4 protein-coding genes are annotated in these 16,027 nt (G+C 74.2%); all 4 read right to left on the minus strand.

Annotation, left to right across the window (positions count from 1 at the left end; genetic code table 11):
* Nucleotides 1-5 precede the first annotated feature (5 nt).
* Nucleotides 6-1,247, minus strand: coding sequence for a cytochrome P450 (locus tag ACWD35_RS22875; RefSeq protein WP_451353127.1), 1,242 nt, complete (start codon nt 1,245-1,247; stop codon nt 6-8).
* The gene (locus ACWD35_RS22880; RefSeq protein ID WP_451353128.1) at nt 1,244-8,494 is read right to left on the minus strand and encodes an amino acid adenylation domain-containing protein; all 7,251 of its coding nucleotides are present in this window, start codon (nt 8,492-8,494) and stop codon (nt 1,244-1,246) included. Before ACWD35_RS22880 ends, ACWD35_RS22875 begins: the two co-directional genes overlap by 4 nt.
* Before the next feature lie 61 nt (nt 8,495-8,555).
* The gene (locus ACWD35_RS22885) at nt 8,556-14,864 is read right to left on the minus strand and encodes an amino acid adenylation domain-containing protein (RefSeq protein ID WP_451353129.1); all 6,309 of its coding nucleotides are present in this window, start codon (nt 14,862-14,864) and stop codon (nt 8,556-8,558) included.
* A gap of 132 nt (nt 14,865-14,996) precedes the next feature.
* The gene (locus tag ACWD35_RS22890) at nt 14,997-16,025 is read right to left on the minus strand and encodes a lysozyme (RefSeq protein WP_451353130.1); all 1,029 of its coding nucleotides are present in this window, start codon (nt 16,023-16,025) and stop codon (nt 14,997-14,999) included.
* Nucleotides 16,026-16,027: the final 2 nt, after the last annotated feature.

Here is a 16,027-nt window from a genome sequence, read left to right on the forward strand (position 1 = left end):
GCCGGTCAGTAGCGCACGGGCAGGGCGGTGAGGCTGCGGTTGAGCAGGGAGGGCTGCCAGGTGAGCCGGTCGGGGTCGGTCAGGGTGAGGTCCGGGTGGTCGCGGACCAGGGTGGTGACGGCGGCCACGGCCACCAGTCGGGCCAGGGCGGCCCCGATGCAGAAGTGGGCGCCGAAGCCGAAGCCGAGGTGGGTGGGTCCGGTGCGGCGGACGTCGAACCGGTCGGGGTCCGGGAAGCGGGCCGGGTCGCGGTTGGCGGCGGCGGTGACGAGGAAAACCCGGTCGCCGGCGCGCAGGGTGTGGCCGTCGAGGTCGAGGTCGCGGGCGGCGGTGCGGATCGACATCTTGGACGGGCCGTCGAGCCGTAGCGTCTCCTCCACGGCGCCCTGCGCCAGCGCGGGCTCCGCGCGGACGGCGGCGAGCTGGTCGGGGTGGGTGTGCAGGGCGAGGACGGTGTTCGCGATGAGGTTGCTGGTGGTCTCCCCGCCAGCGAACGCCATCTGGGTGAGCATCCCGACGAACTCCTCCTCGCTGACCGACTCCCCCACCCGGCCCTCCCGCAGCACCTGGCTGATCAGGTCGTCACCGGGCTCGGCCCGGCGCCGGGCGACCAGCGCGCCCAGGTAGTCCTCCAGGCTCACCAGCGCCTGTAGGGAGGCGCGGTACTCGCTCTCCTCCTGGGCGGTGCCGAGGACGAGGTCGGCGACGCGGGCGTTCCAGTACCAGAAGGCGGGGCCGTCGGTGCGCGGGATGCCTAGCCAGCGGGCGAACACCAGCGCGGGCAGCGGTTTCGCGACGTCGGCCATCAGGTCGCCGCTGCGGCCCGGGGTGGCCCGGCGGGCGAGGACGGCCGCGGTCGCCTTCTCGGTGAAGGTCCGGTAGCGGGCGACGGCCCGGGCGGCGAAGGACTCCTGGAAGACCTGGCGGAGCCTGCGATGCTGCGGCGGGTCGTTGAAGACCATCCAGCGGGACAGGATCCCGAAGGCGCGCTCCGCGTCCTCCCGGGCGCCGAGCGGTACGGCGTCCATCAGCGGCCGGACCCGGTCCGCGGAGACCGCGGGGTCGCGCAGGCAGCGCATGACCTGGTCGTGGCCGGTGACCAGCCAGGCGTGGTGCATCGGGCTCCAGAAGACCGGGGCGTGCTCACGCAGGGCGTTCAGGTAGCCGTAGGGCTCGGCGAACGCGTCCGGGGACAGGAGGTACCTCTCGGTGAAGGCGGGGGCGGGGGCCGGGGTCGAGGTGGTCATCGGGCGCCTCCTGCCTCGACCTTGACGAGCAGTTCGGCGAGGCCGGCCACCCTCGGCTCGGCCATCATCGACATGTGGTCGCCGTCGCTGATGTGCAGGGTGAGGCCGCCTTCGGCCACCGCGCGCCAGCGTTCGACGTAGGTGTCGTAGTCGACGTCGAGGCCCGGCATCGTCCGGCCGCGCGGCAGCCCGGCGGCCTCGCTGCCGACCACCAGGTGCACATGGCCGGGGTAGGGGCGGGCCTCGTAGGCGGCCAGCGCCGCGAGCAGGGAGTGCCACACCTCGATCGGCGCGTTCTCCACGAGCGCGGCCTCGGCGGGGCTCATGCCGGCGCCCAGCAGGGTGGCGGTGAGTTCGGCCGTGGTCCGGTCGCGCTGGGGTGAGGGCGGCAGCTCGCGCAGCCGGTTGCGCATCCGCAGGGCGTCCCGCAGGTCCTTGGTGACGCCGTTGAGCCGGGCCCGTGCGGCGGCGTTGGGCAGGTAGGGCTCGATGAGGATCAGGGGTTCGACGCGGTGCCCGGCCTGGTGGAGCTGGGTGGCCATCTCCAGGGCGATGTTGGCGCCCATGGACCAGCCGAGGACGGCGTGCGGGCCCTCGCCGCCGCGGTCGGTGATCTCGGCGACGTAGTTGGCGGCAATGCCGGTCACGGTGCTCGGGTCGACGCCGCCGAGCAGTCCGCGCGCCTGGAAGGCGTGGACGGGGCGGCCCTCGGGCAGGGCGCGGGCGAGCGGCACGAACCAGGCGGCGCTGCCGCCGGAGGGGTGTACGCACCACAGGGGCTCCCCCGCGCCTTCGCGCAGCCGTACCTCGGACGTGACGGCGGTGGGCACCGGGTCGGTGGCCGCGCGGGTGGCGTGGGCGGCGAGCCGTGCGATCGTCGGGTGTTCGATCAGGTCGCCGACCGAGACGGTCAGGCCGCGTCCGGCGGCCATCAGGGAGACGCGGACCGTGGACAGGGAACTGCCTCCGATGCGGAAGAAGTCGTCGTGGACGCCGATGCGGGCCAGCCCGAGGACTTCGCGCCACACCTCGGCGAGGACCTTCTCCGCCGGGGTGGCCGGGGCGACGTACGCGGTGTCGCTGTGTCCGCGGTCGGCGGACGGCCGGGGCAGCGCCCGCTTGTCGGTCTTGCCGCTGCGGTTGACGGGCATCTCGTCGAGGAAGACGAACCGGGCGGGCAGCATGTAGGCGGGCAGAGAGGCGCGCAGGGCGCCGCGCAGCTCCTCGGGGTCGGGCTGCTCGGCACCGCGCATGACGAGGTAGGCCACGAGCGCGGGTTCGCCGGGCAGGTCGGTGCGGTGCAGGACGACCGCCTGCCGCACCTCGGGCAGCCGGCGCAACGCATGCTCGATCTCGCCGAGTTCGATACGGCAGCCACGCAGTTTGACCTGGCTGTCGCCGCGGCCGAGCCACTCCACCGAACCGTCGGGCCGGTGCATGCCGAGGTCGCCGGTGCGGCACAGGCGCGCGCCGGGGGCGCCGTAGGGGTCGGGGACGTAGGTGGCGGCGGTGAGCGCGGGCCGGCCGAGGTAGCCGCGGGCGACGGCCTGACCGCCGAGGTAGATCTCGCCGGGTACGCCGACGGGGACCGGCTGGAGGTCCTCGTCCAGGACGTGGACGCTGGTGTTGCGGATCGGGGTGCCGATGGGCGGGCGGCCCTGGCCGGGACGCAGTTCGGCGACCACCGACCACACGATGGTCTCGGTGAGGCCGTACAGGTTGTGGAAACGGCGCCCACGCGCCCAGACGTCGGCGAGTTCGGCCGGGCAGGACTCGCCGCAGACCTGGAGGACGCGCAGCTCGGGGAAGTCGTCCTCGCCGAGGACCGCGAGGGCGCTGGGCGTCATCACGGCGCAGGTGATGCGCTGCTCGCGCAGGGTGCGGGCCAGGTCCGGGCCGGGGAGCAGCGCTTCCTTCGGCGCGGTCACCAGGCGCGCTCCGTTGGCGAGGGACTCGGTGAGTTCATGGATCGAGACGTCGAAGCCGAACGAGGTGAACTGCAGCACGCGGTCCTCGGGGGTGATGCGGACGAGGTCGCGCTGGCCCTCGATCAGGTTGGACAGGCCGCGGTGCGGGATGCCGACGCCCTTGGGGACGCCGGTGGAGCCGGAGGTGTAGAGGACGTAGGCGAGGTTGTCGGCGCCGGCTTCCCTGCCCGGTACCGGGTCCACCGGTTCCATGGGTGCGTCGAGGTGGAGCACCGGCCCGTCGAAGGGCACGGCCTTGTCGAGCGCCCGCTGCGTGAGCAGCACGCGCATGCCGCTGTCCTCGGCCATGAACGCAAGCCGCTCGGTGGGCTGCTGGGGGTCGAGGGGCAGGAACGCGCCGCCGGAGCGCAGCACACCCACCGCCGCGCGCACCAGGTCGGGGCCACGCTCGACGCAGATGCCGACCACCGTGTCGGGCCCGACGCCCAGCCCGCGCAGCCGCCATGCCAACTGCTGGGTCTGGTCCTGGAGTTCGGCGTAGGTCAGCTCCTGCCCGAGGTGTTCCACCGCGACCGCGTCCGGGGTGCGGGCCGCCTGCGCGGCGATGTGCTCGTGGAACAGCAGCGGGGAGGAGGGGATGTCGGGTCCGCGCCCCCACACGTCGAGGGCGGTGGCGCGGGCGGCGCCGGTGAGCGCGGGCCTGCTCACGCGGGCATGCGGGTCGGCGACCATGGCCTCCAGCTGGGCGCAGAAGACGTCGGCGAGTTGCTCGGAGGTGGCGGGGGCGACGAACTCCGGGTCGGTGTCCAGCGTGAACGCGTTGACGCTCGCGTTCAGCATCAGCGGGAACGCAGTGCGGGCGATCTCCAGGGAGTCGTCCCAGGACTCGTGCGAGAGCCGGTGGAGGTTGACGTAGTTGAAGACGGCGTCGGTCAGGCTCGTCTCGGCCGGCCGCAGCGCGGCAATGCGGGCGAAGGGGACCCTGCGGTGCGGGAGCATCTCCTGCTCGGCCGTGAACACGTCCCGCAGGTAGGCGAGCCAGCTGCCGCGCGGGCGGGCCACACCGAACGGCACGGTGTTCAGGAACAGTCCGCGCATCCTGTCCGCGCCGGGGATCTCGGGCCGCCCGTTGGTGACCAGGCCGATGCTGTGGCCGACGGCCTCGTCGTCGCGGTCGGCGAACAGGCTCATGGTGTGGTGGAAGGCGGTGAACAGCACCGTACGGCGGGGCACTCCGGCCTGCTTGGCCAGCCGGCCGATGCCCTCGGCGAGGTGGGCGTAGGAGCGGCGTGCCTCGTGCACCGGCGGCTGCTGCGCCCCGGTGTCGGCCGCGCGCCGGCCGAGGGTGACGGGCCGCAGGTCGGCCAGGCACCGACGCCAGTACTCCAGTGATTCCTCGTTGTTCAGCGCGGCCCGCTCCAGGGCGACGTACTCGGCGAAGGCGGGGGCGCTCGGCGGCCGGGGGGCACTGCGGTGGGCCACGGCCTCCCTGTGCAGGGCGAGCAGGTCGGCGACGAGCGAGGTCAGGCTCCAGCCGTCCAGGACGACATGGCAGTCGGTGAGGACGAGGCGCAGGTCGTGGTCGCCCACGTGGTGGAGGTGGATGCGCACGAGCGGCGCGGCGGCGAGGTCGAAGCGGCGCTCGAACTCCTCGTCCACGAACGCGCGCAGCCGGGCCCGCTGCTCGTCCTGCGGGAGTCCGCGCAGGTCGGTGTAGCCGACGGGCAGGTGGGCGCTGCGGTGGACGAGCTGGAGGGGTTCGCGGTACGAGACGAGGTCGACGGAGGTGCGCAGGATGGGGTGGCCGGCGACGACCGCGTCCACCGCGGCCTGGAAGACGTCCAGGGAGAAGCCCTCGGGCACGGTGATCTTCAGGTCGGTGACGTTGTGGTAGGCGCCGCGCCGAGGATCGGCGAGCATCTCGTGGAGCATGCCCGCCTGGAGCATGGTGAGCGGGTAGGCGTCCGCGAGCCCGTCGGGCAGCCGGTCGGCGTCGGCCGGGTCCAGCTGGGAGAAGGGGGCGACGGGTTCGGGCGTGTCCCCGGTGTCGGTGACGAGCGCGGCCAGGTCCGCGAGGGTGCGGGCACGGAAGACGTCGGCGACGGTGAAGCCGAGGCCGGCCTGCCGGGCGAGGCCGACCAGGCGCAGGGCCAGGATGGAGTCGCCGCCGAGGTCGAAGAAGTTGTCGGTGCGACTGACGTGCTCGCTGCCCAGTACCTGGCTCCACACGACGGCCAGCGCTCGCTCCACCGGTCCCTCGGGCGGCACATGCGTGCCCTGCCCGGTGGTGGCGGGCTCGACGGCGGTGAGGGCGGCACGGTCGACCTTGCCGTTGGCGGTCAGCGGCAGCCGCTCGTGGCGGACGAAGAGGGCCGGGACCATGTAGTCGGGCAGGGTCAGGCGCAGGCCCTCGCGCAGCGCGGGCGGGTCGAGCGGGCGGCCCTCGGGGGTGACGACGTGGGCGACCAGGCGGGCCGCGGCTCCGTCCCGGCGGGCCACGACGGCGACGTCGGCGACGCCGGGCAGGGCGCGCAGGGCGGTCTCGATCTCACCGGGCTCGATGCGGTAGCCGCGGATCTTCACCTGGTGGTCGGCGCGCCCGACGTAGGCCAACTGGCCGTCGGGCAGGACCCGTACGAGGTCGCCGGTGCGGTACATGCGGGCGCCGGGCGCAGCGAACGGGTCGTCGAGGAAGCGTTCGGCGGTCAGTTCCGGGCGGTTGCGGTAGCCGCGGGCCACGCCGCCGCCCGCGACGTACAGCTCGCCGACGCTGCCGGGTGGCACCAGCCGGCCCCAGGCGTCGAGGACGTAGCCGTGCTGCCCGGCGAGCGGGCGGCCGATGGGCGAGCGGACGGCGCCGTGCGCGTCCTCCTCGGTGATCTCCCGGATCGTCACATGCACGGTGGTCTCGGTAATGCCGTACATGTTGACCAGGGCGGGCCGGTGTCCGGGAGCGCGGAACCAGGTCCGGTAGTCGCGCACGTCGAAGGCGTCGCCGCCGAAGATCACGGTGCGCAGGGCGAGTTGGCCGAAGCTTGCGCCGGTGTCCGCGAGGTGAGCGCGCAGGCCCTTGAAGGCGGCCGGGGTCTGGTTGAGGACGGTGACGCCCTCCTCGCGCAGCACCCGGTGCACGGCGACCGGGTCGCGCACCTCGTCCGCGCCGAGCACGACGACCCGTCCGCCGCTGGCCAGCGGACCCCACAACTCCCATACGGAGAAGTCGAACGCCGGGGAGTGCATCAGCGTCCACACATCGGCGGGCCCGAAGCCGAAGTGCCGGTCGGCCGCGCCGAGCAGCCAGGCGAGGTTGGCGTGGGTGACCTCGACGCCCTTGGGGCGGCCGGTGGAGCCGGAGGTGTAGATGACGTAGGCGAGGTCGTCGGGGGCGGGGCGCACATCGCCGTCGTCGGCGGTGTGGTGGCCGGGGTCCTCGGCGTCCAGCTCGATGAGACCGGCGGGCAGTCCCTCGACCGCCGGGCGGGTGGCCGTGTCGGTGACGATCCAGTCGATGCCGGAGTCGGTGACGGTGAACTCGCGCCGCGCTCTCGGGTGGGAGGGGTCGAGCGGAAGGTAGGCGGCTCCGGCGCGCCAGACGGCGAGCAGGGCGACGGCCAACTCGGGCATGCGGTCGAGGCAGACACCGACGAGCGAGCCGCGGGTGACCCCGACGGCGCGCAGCCGCCTGGCCAACTCTGATGCCTGCGCATCGAGTTGGGCGTACGTCAACGAGCGTCCCGATCCGCTCACGGCGACGGCGTGCGGGGTGGCCGCGATGTGCCCGGCAAGGCGGTCCGGCGCGGTGCTCGGGGCCGGTATCGCGTCGGCGCCGGTGTTGGCGGGGCCCTCAGGGCCGAGCAGGTGCGCGCGTTCGGCGGGGGTGAGCGGGTCGACGGCACTGAGCGGGCTGTCGGGAGCGGCGCAGAACGCCTCCAGCAGGGCCACCATGTGCCGGGCGAGCGCGGCGACGGAGGTCTCCTCGAACAGGTCGGGCCGGTAGACGAACACCAGGTCGGTGCGGCCGTCGCCGTCGCGCAGGTCGAGGGTGAGGTCGAACTTGGCGGTGGTGAGGTCGATCCGGTACGGCGTTCCGCTCACGCCGCCCAGGTCGAAGCCGCCGGGCGTGGCGTCGCTGTGCGTGTAGAGGACCTGGACGAGCGGGTTGCGGGCGAGGTCGCGCTGGGGGCTCAGCGCGTCGACGACCTGCTCGAACGGCAGCGACTGGTGCGAGAACGCCTCCAGGACCCGGTCGCGGGTGCGCGCGAGCAGCGCGGCCGGGGTCGGGTCGTCGGAGAAGTCGCCGCGCAGTACAAGGGTGTTGACGAAGAAACCGACGAGCTGTTCCGTCTCGGCCCGCTCCCGGTTGGCGACGACGGTGCCGACGGCGATGTCGCTCTGCCCGCTGTGGAAGGCCAGCGCGGCCTGGAACGCGGCCAGCACCGTCATGTACGGGGTGGTGCCGGAACGCCGGCCCAGCTCGGCGAGACCCTCGGTGAGCGTGGGCGGCAGGGTGACGGTGTGGGCGGCGCCGCGACTGCCGGGGGTGTCCGGGCGGGGGCGGTCGGTGGGCAGGTCCAGCGGGGTCAGTCCGGCGAGCCGGGAGCGCCAGTGGTCCAGCGCGGCGGACTGGTCGCTCTCGCGCTGCCAGATCGCGTAGTCGGCGTAGTCCAGGGGCAGTTCGGGCAGCTGGGCGGTGCGGCCCGCCGCCCTGGCCCGGTACAGCTCGGTGAGGTCGCGGACGATCAGGCCGAGGGACCAGCCGTCGGAGACGATGTGGTGCATGCCGAGGACGAGGACGTGGTCGTCGTCGCCGGCCCGTACGAGGGTGGCGCGGAAGGCGGGTTCGCGGGCGAGGTCGAAGGGCCGTACGGCGGCGGCGTGCACGGCGGCGGCCAGCCGCCGCTCGCGCTCCGCGACCGTCGCCCCGGTCGCCTCCACGACGTCCAGGACGGCGCCGCCCGCGGGCAGGAAGCGCTGATCCGGGATGCCCTCGGCTTCCGGAAACACGGCCCGCAGCTGCTCGTGCCGGGCGACCAGGTCCGTCACGGCGGCGCGCAGCGCCGGGATGTCCAGCGGGCCGGTGAACCGCCAGGCGGCGGGCAGCAGATAGGTCGCGGCGCCCGGGTCGAGCCGGTCCAGGAAGTACAGGCGCTGCTGGGCCGGGGACAGCGGGATCCGCTCCGGACGCGGCCGGATGCGGGTCGGGACGTCGGCCGGGGCGGCGGCCCGGCCGCGCAGCCGCTGTTCGAGCAGGCGCCGGGCCGCCGGGGACAGTCCGCCGCCCGGGACGGCGGGGCCGGGACGCACGTCGGATGTGGTCATGGGGGCACTCCGATCTCACTCTTGGAAAGGGAAGCTGTGGGAAGGGGCGGGGCGGCTGCGTTCAGAAGTCGACCGTCAGCGAGAGGTCGATCTCGTCGTCGCTCATCTGCGAGATCAGCTCCAGCAGCCGGCGCTCCACCTCGGCGGCGAGCCGTTCGACGGTGGGGTGCTCGAACAGGTCCCGGACCTGGAGCGGGCAGTCGAAGGCGGTGCGCAGGCGGGAGGTGACGGACACCGCGCGCAGGGAGTGCCCGCCGAGGGCGAAGAAGTCGTCGTGGACGCCGACCCGCGGCAGGTCGAGCACCTCGCACCAGATCTGCGCGACGACCGTCTCGGCCGGGGTGCGCGGCGCCACGAAGGCGCGCGGTGCGGGCGTCGCCGGTTCGGGCAGGGCGGCGATGTCCAGCTTGCCCTGCACGGTCAGCGGCAGGACGTCGAGGATCACGAAGGCCGACGGGACGAGGTAGTGAGGCAGCCGGGCCCGGCAGTGGGTCTCCAGGGACTCCGCGGACAGGCCGCTGCCGGCGGCATAGCCGACGAGGGCGGTTTCGCCGTGCGGGGTACGGACCACGACGGCGGCGGCCCGGACGCCGGGATGGGCGCGCAGCACCGCCTCGGCCTCTCCCGGTTCCACGCGGAACCCGCGGATCTTCACCTGGTCGTCGTTGCGGCCGAGGAACTCCAGCTCGCCGGAGGGCAGTCGGCGTACGACGTCACCGGTCCGGTAGAGCCGGCCGCCCGGGGAGCCGAACGGGTCGGGCACGAACCGCTCCGCCGTCAGGGCCGGCCTGCCCAGATAGCCGCGCGCCAACTCGGGCCCACGGACCAGGAGTTCACCAGGAACGCCCTCGGGGGCGAGGCCGCCCAGGGTGTCGACGACGTAGGCCCGCCGGCTGCCCAGTGCACGCCCGATGGGTACCCGGCCGCACGGGGCCTCGCCGACCGGGTGCGCGGTGGCGGAGATGACTGCCTCGGTGGGGCCGTAGGTGTTGACCACGGGTACCCCGGGCAGCCGCGCGAACCAGCGCTGGAGCGGGTCGGCGGGCAGTGCCTCTCCCCCGGTCACCAGCAGTCGCAGGGAAGCGAGTTGGGGCGCGAGCGTGTCCAGGCGAGCCACGACCTCGGCCCAGTAGGACGGGGTGAGTTCCATGACGGTGACCCGCTCGGCCGCAACCCGGGCGGCGAGTTCCTCCGGCGACCAGATCTCGTCCGGGCGCACGATCACCGTCGCGCCTGCGCTCAGCGCGGGCAGGATCTGTTCCATGGAGGCGTCGAACGAGGTGGAGGCGAAAGTGAGCACGCGGTCGCGGGAGGTCAGCGCGAACTCCTGGCGGGCCGCGGCCACATGGGCGTCGAGGGCGTGGTGCTCGACGCCGACGGCCTTGGGGCGTCCGGTGGAGCCGGAGGTGAAGATGACGTAGGCGAGGTCGCGGGGGTCGGGCACGTGCCGGGGTGCGTCGGGTGCCGGAGGCGGGGCCTGCTCGACGTCGATCGCGACGGCGCCGAGCCCGGTGACCTTCTCCCGGGTGCGCGCGTCGGTGACCACGTGCCGTACGCCCGCCTCGTCCAGCATGTACCGCAGTCGCTCGGCGGGGAGCTGGGCATCGAGCGGGACGTAGACGCCGCCCGCCCGCCAGACGGCGAGCATCGCCGCCACCGACCACACGCCCCGGCCGACGCAGACCCCTACGGCGTCGCCCGACCGCACTCCCGCGTCGGCGAGGGCAGTCGCCAACCCGCCGGTGCGGGCGCCCAGTTTCCGGTAGTCCAGAGTCGTCCCCTCGCACACCACGGCCGGGGCCTCCGGTTCCCCCGCCACCCGGAACCGGGGCGCCGGTGCCGCGTTCCGTCCGGCGCCCGCCACCAGGCGCTCCCGCTCCCGCGCGTCGAGCAGCGGGGCCTCGTCCACGCGGCTGCCGGGATCGTCGAGAAAGGCGCGCAGCACCCGCCCGACGTGCTGGGCGAACCGGGTCGCGGTCGCCGGGTCGAACAGGTCGGCGGCGTACTCGACGTTGAGGGCGAAACGGCCGGCTCGCACCAGGAAGGTGGCGGTCAGGTCGAACTTCGCCGACTCCCACGGAAGGGCGAAGGCGGTGGCGTCCAGCCCCGGCAGTCCGGAACCTCCGGTGGAGGCGTCCTGCACGTCCACCATGACCTGGAACAACGGGTTCCGGGACAGGTCCCGTTCGGGACGCAACCGCTCGACGACCCTTTCGAAGGGCACTTCTTGGTGGTCGAAGGCGCCCAGGACGACATCCCGTACCCGGTCCACGAGCCCGGCGAAGGTGGGCCGTCCGGACAGGTCGCTGCGCAGCACCACCGTGTTGACGAAGAAGCCGACCAGCGGCTCCAGTTCGAGCCGGCCGCGCCCGGCGACGGGGGTGCCCACGGACACGTCGGCCTGCCCGGACCAGCGGGCGAGGACGGCCTGGGCGGCGGCCAGCAGCACCATGAAGCGGGTCGCGCCGTGTGAGCGCGCGTAGGCGTCCACGCGCTCTACGAGCCCGGCGGGCAGCTCGACCTCGATCGCGCCGCCCCGCCCGGTGAAGGCCGCCGGCCGGGGCCGGTCCGTGGGCAGTTCGAGGGCGGGGGCCGCGTCCAGGGTGCGCTCCCAGTAGGCGAGTTGCGGCTCCAGTGCGCCGCTGTCGGCGCGGTCGCGCTGCCAGACGGCGAAGTCGCCGTACTGCACAGCAAGCGGTGGCAGCCCCGCACGCCGGCCGGCCCTCCGGGCCGCGTAGTGCTCGGCGAGCTCGTCCAGCAGGACGCCCTTGGACCAGCCGTCGGTGACGGCGTGGTGCAGGGCGAGGACGGCCACGTGGTCGTCGTCGGCCAGCTCCCACACGCCGGCCCGCAGCAGGGGCGGGCGGGCGAGGTCGAAGCGGCGCGTGGCCAGGGCACCGGCCCGCCGCCGTACGGCGTCCAGGCGGGCGGCCTCGTCCGGGGCCTCGGGCGCCGGCTCCCAGTGCAACGGCACCCGGACCGGGTCGCAGACCTCCTGCACCGGGCGGCCGTCGGACTCGATCAGCGCGGTGCGCAGCACCTCGTGCCGTTCGACGAGGTCGTCCAGGGCCTGCTGCCAGGCGGCGCGGTCGAGGCCGCCGCGCACCCGCCAGCAGTACCAGAGCAGGTAGGAGTCGCCGCGGTCGGAGGTGCGGTCGAGGAACCACAGGCGTTCCTGGGCGAAGGACAGCGGCAGCGGCCGGGTCCGGTCGACGGGCACCACCTCGGTGGCGCCGGAGGCGCGGGCGGCGGCCACGCGCGGGGCGAAGCCACGGACGGTGGGGTTCTCGAAGACGGTGCGCAGTTCGATCTCGCGGCCCAGGCGCTGGGCGATCCGGGAGACCGCCATGGTGGCGAGCAGGGAGTGCCCGCCGAGGTCGAAGAAGCTGTCGTCGATGCCGATCCGGTCCAGTCCGAGGACGTCCGCCCACACCTCGGCGACGATCCGCTCGGTCTCGTCGCGCGGCGCGACGTAGCCGGGGTCGGCGGCGGAACGGGAGTGGGCCGGGTCGGGCAGGGCGGAGCGGTCGAGTTTGCCGGAGACGCCGACCGGGAGGGCGTCCAGGACGACGAACTCGGTGGGTACGGCGTAGTGCGGCAGGTACCGGGCACACCAGGCGCGCAGTTCGGCCCGGTCCACGGTGCTCGGAGCAGCAGCGTCCTCGGCGGCGGCCGGTACGACGTAACCGATGAGGCTGCGCCCGGTGGCGCGGTCGGGGCGGGCGGCGGCAGCGGCGACCCGCGGGCAGGCGCGCAGCACCGTCTCCACCTCGCCGAGTTCGATGCGGAAGCCGCGGATCTTGACCTGGTCGTCGCGGCGGCCCAGGAACTCCAGGTCCCCGGTGGGCTGCCAGCGGACGAGGTCGCCGGTGCGGTACAGGCGGCTGCCGGGCGGCCCGTACGGGTCGGGCACGAAACGCTCGGCGGTCAGGGCGGGCCGGTTCAGATAGCCGCGGGCCACTTCCGTGCCGCCGATGAGGAGTTCGCCCGAGACGCCGACCGGCACGGGTTCGTCGTCGGCGTCGACGACGTACACCCGCCGCCCGCCCAGGGGGCGGCCGATGGGCACGGTGTCGGCGGGCGGGTCGTCGGCCTCGTAGGTGGTGGCGGTGACCGTGGTCTCGGTGGGCCCGTACGCGTTGCACACCCGCGCCCAGGGCACGGTGGCCCGCCAGGCGGCGAGGGTGTCGGCCGGGACGGCCTCGCCGCCCAGCACCAGCAGGCGCAGCGGGGCGAGGGCGGCGGCGAGGCGCCGGTCGAGGGAGAGTGTCAGCTCCGCCCAGTACGTCGGGGGCACGTTGACGACGGTCAGGGCGTGCCGCTGGACGATCTCGGGCACCTGGGTGGGCAGCCAGGGCTCGTCGGGACGCATGACGACGGTGGCGCCCGAGGTGAGGGCGGGCAGCACCTGGTCGAGGGAGGCATCGAAGGAGAAGGAGGCGAAGGCGAGCACCCGGTCGGCGGCGGTGATGCCGAGGCGCTGCCGGGCGGCTGCCGCGTGGGAGGCGAGGGCCGCGTGTTCGACGCCGACCGCCTTGGGCCGGCCGGTGGAGCCGGAGGTGAAGATGACGTGGGCCAGCTCGCGCGGGTGCGGCTGGTGCCGCGGCCCGTTCGCGTCCGGGGTGACGGTGGTGACGTCGACGATGACCGGTGCGAGTCCGCCGGCGGTCGCGACCGTCGCCGGATCCACGACGACACAGGCCGGTTGCGCTTCCTCGGCCATGAACTTCAGCCGCTCGGCGGGAAGTTCGGGGTCCAGCGGAACGTACGCCCCGCCGGCCCGCCAGACGCCCTCGATCGCCGCCGCCGACCACAGGCCGCGCCGCAGCAGCACGCCCACCGGGCTGCCGGCCCTGACCCCGGCCGCCGTGAGCGCGGCGGCGAGTCCGCCGGTGAGGGCGTTCAGCTCCGCGTAGGTGACGCTGTCGTCGCCGCAGATCAGCGCGGTCGCTTCGGGGGCGCCGGAGAAGGCGACCGGGGGCACCGGAGCGGTGGCCCGGTCGGGGGCGTGGTGCCACTCGGGGCGGGGGCGGGCGGGCGCGCCGGGACCGCTGGGCAGGGTGCGGGCCAGGTCCTGCACCGGCGTGCCGGGGTCGGCGAGGGCGGCCCGCAGCAGGGCCACGTAGGCGCGGGCGAACGCCTGCATGGTGGCGGCGTCGAAGAGGGCGGTGGCGTACTGCAGGACGGCGGCGATGCTGCCGTCGGTGCGCAGGGTGAGGTCGAGGAAGACGTCGAGCGGGGTTTCGGTCAGCGGCGGCTCGACGAGCCGCACGTCGAGTCCGGGCATCCGTACCGCGCGGATCGGGGTGTTGAGCAGGGTGAAGGATGCCTGCGCGAGCGGGTGCCGGGACAGGTCCCGGTCGCCGCCGACCGCGCCGACCACCTGGTCGAAGGGAGCCTCGGCGTGCGACAGGTCGGCGAGCACCCCGCCCCGCACCCGGTCCAGCAGGGTGGCGAAGCCCGGCCGGCCGGACAGGTCGGTGCGCAGGACGATCGTGTTGACGAGCGGGCCGATCAGGCGGTCGGCGCCCCGCGCGCCGCGGTCCGCAAGGGTGCTGCACACGGCGACGTCCGTGCGGCCCGACCAGTGGCCGAGGAGGGCCTGGTAGGCGGCGAGCAGCAGCATGTAGCGGGTGGCGCGCCCGGTGCGGGCGAGGGCGTCGACGCCGGCCACCAGGTCGGCGGGCAGGTCGAAGCGGACGACGTCGCCGGAGCCGTCCCAGACGCGGGGGCGCGGCCGGTCGGTGGGCAGGTCGAGCGGGGTCAGACCGGCGAGGCGCTCGCGCCAGTGGCCGAGCAGGCGCTCCAGGCGGGCCCCGGAGAGCCGTTCGGCCTGGGCGCGGGCGAGGTCGGAGTACCGCACGGCGGGCGGGGCGACCGGCTCGCCGCGGTATCCGGCGGCAAGTTCGTCCAGCAGGACGCCCCAGGACCAGCCGTCCACGGCGATGTGGTGCACCTCGATCAGCAACAGGTGGTCGTCGGGGGCGACTTGGGCGAGCGTGGCCCGGATCGGGGCCTGCGCGGACAGGTCCACGGGACGCCCCAGGCACCGGGCGTACAGGTCGTCCGGGCCGTCCACCGCGATCCGCTCCAGGGGGACGCCCGTGGGGGTGTCCACGACCGGCACCGGCTCGCCGTCGACGGCGGTGAACCGGGTGCGCAGCACCTCGTGCCGCGCCGCGATCCCGGTCAGGGACTGTTCGAGCCGGTCCGCGTCGAGGCTCCCGCGCAACCGCAGGACCAGTGGAAGCATCGACCCGGTGGAGGTGCCGGCGAGCTGGTCCAGGAACCACAGCCGGCGCTGCGCGAAGGATGCCGTACGGGTGTCGCCGTCGTTCGGTGCCCCTTCGGGGGCCGGGCCTGCTGTCACTGTGAGCCTCCAAGCCGTGTTTTGCAGCAGACTGCCGCCGGCGTTTCGGGGCTCATAGGGAAGAAGACGCAGCACCGGACGCAGACCGGGCTGCCGGGCCCTCCTTCTGGCTGGTCGGACTGGGGGTGGGCCTCAGCCGGTGGCGAGGTCCCGCAGCCCGCTCGCGGAGCCGTTGAACCGGTCGTGGTCGCCGACCGTCGGCCCGGTGGAGGTGTACTGCCACATCGCGTACGACGACCAGCCCGAGGGCAGCGTCCCCGGCGTCGAGGCGTAGCGGGCGATCCACAGCGGGTTGGTCGCACCGAAGCCCGCGTAGTCGCCGGTGCACTGGGTCCACCAGCTGGTGGCCGTGTAGATGACCGCGTCGCGGCCGGTACGCGCCTTGTAGCGGTTCAGGAAGTCACGCATCCAACTGACCATCGAGGTCTCGGACTTGCCGTAGCAGTCGTCGCCGTACGGGTTCCACTCCATGTCGAGCGCGCCGGGCAGGGTCTTGGCGTCCTTGGACCAGCCGCCGCCGTGGTCCACGAAGTAGTCGGCCTGCGCGGCGCCGCCGCTGCTGTCCGGGGTCGCGAAGTGATAGGCGCCGCGGATGATGCCCATGACGTACGAGCCGTCGTACTGCTGGGTGAAGTAGGGGTTCGTGTACGACGTCCCCTCCGTCGCCTTCGTGTACGCCCATCTGGTACCGGCGTTCCACAGCGTTTGCCAGGCCACCTCGCGCTGGTGGCTGGAGACGTCCACGCCCTCGGTCTGGCCGGCCCGGGTGTCGAGGGTGAGGGCGTCGGCACTGCCGTTGTCCGTGGCGCCTTCGCCGGCAGTGACGCCGTCGACGACAGCGGCGTCGCCCGTGGTGGCGTCGCCCGTGGTGATGTCGCCCGTGGTGGTGTCGGCGGCGGTGGCGTCGGCGGCGGCATCGCGTCCGTCGTGGGGGAGGACGCCCATGCCCATGTAGGCATTGCCCCGCACGGGTGTGTCCGGGTCGGACGGGTCCGGCGCGGACAGGGCCGCCGGGGTGGACAGGGCGAGGAGGAGGCCGGTCAGGACGCCGGTGACGGACAGGCGTGAGCGGCCGAGGCGGTGAGACGGGGACCGGCCGGTACGGGATCGGTCGCTTCGGAATATGTCGCTTCGGGATATGTCGCTTCGCACATCATCCATGT

It is taken from the genome of Streptomyces sp. NPDC002671 (genome assembly GCF_053592475.1).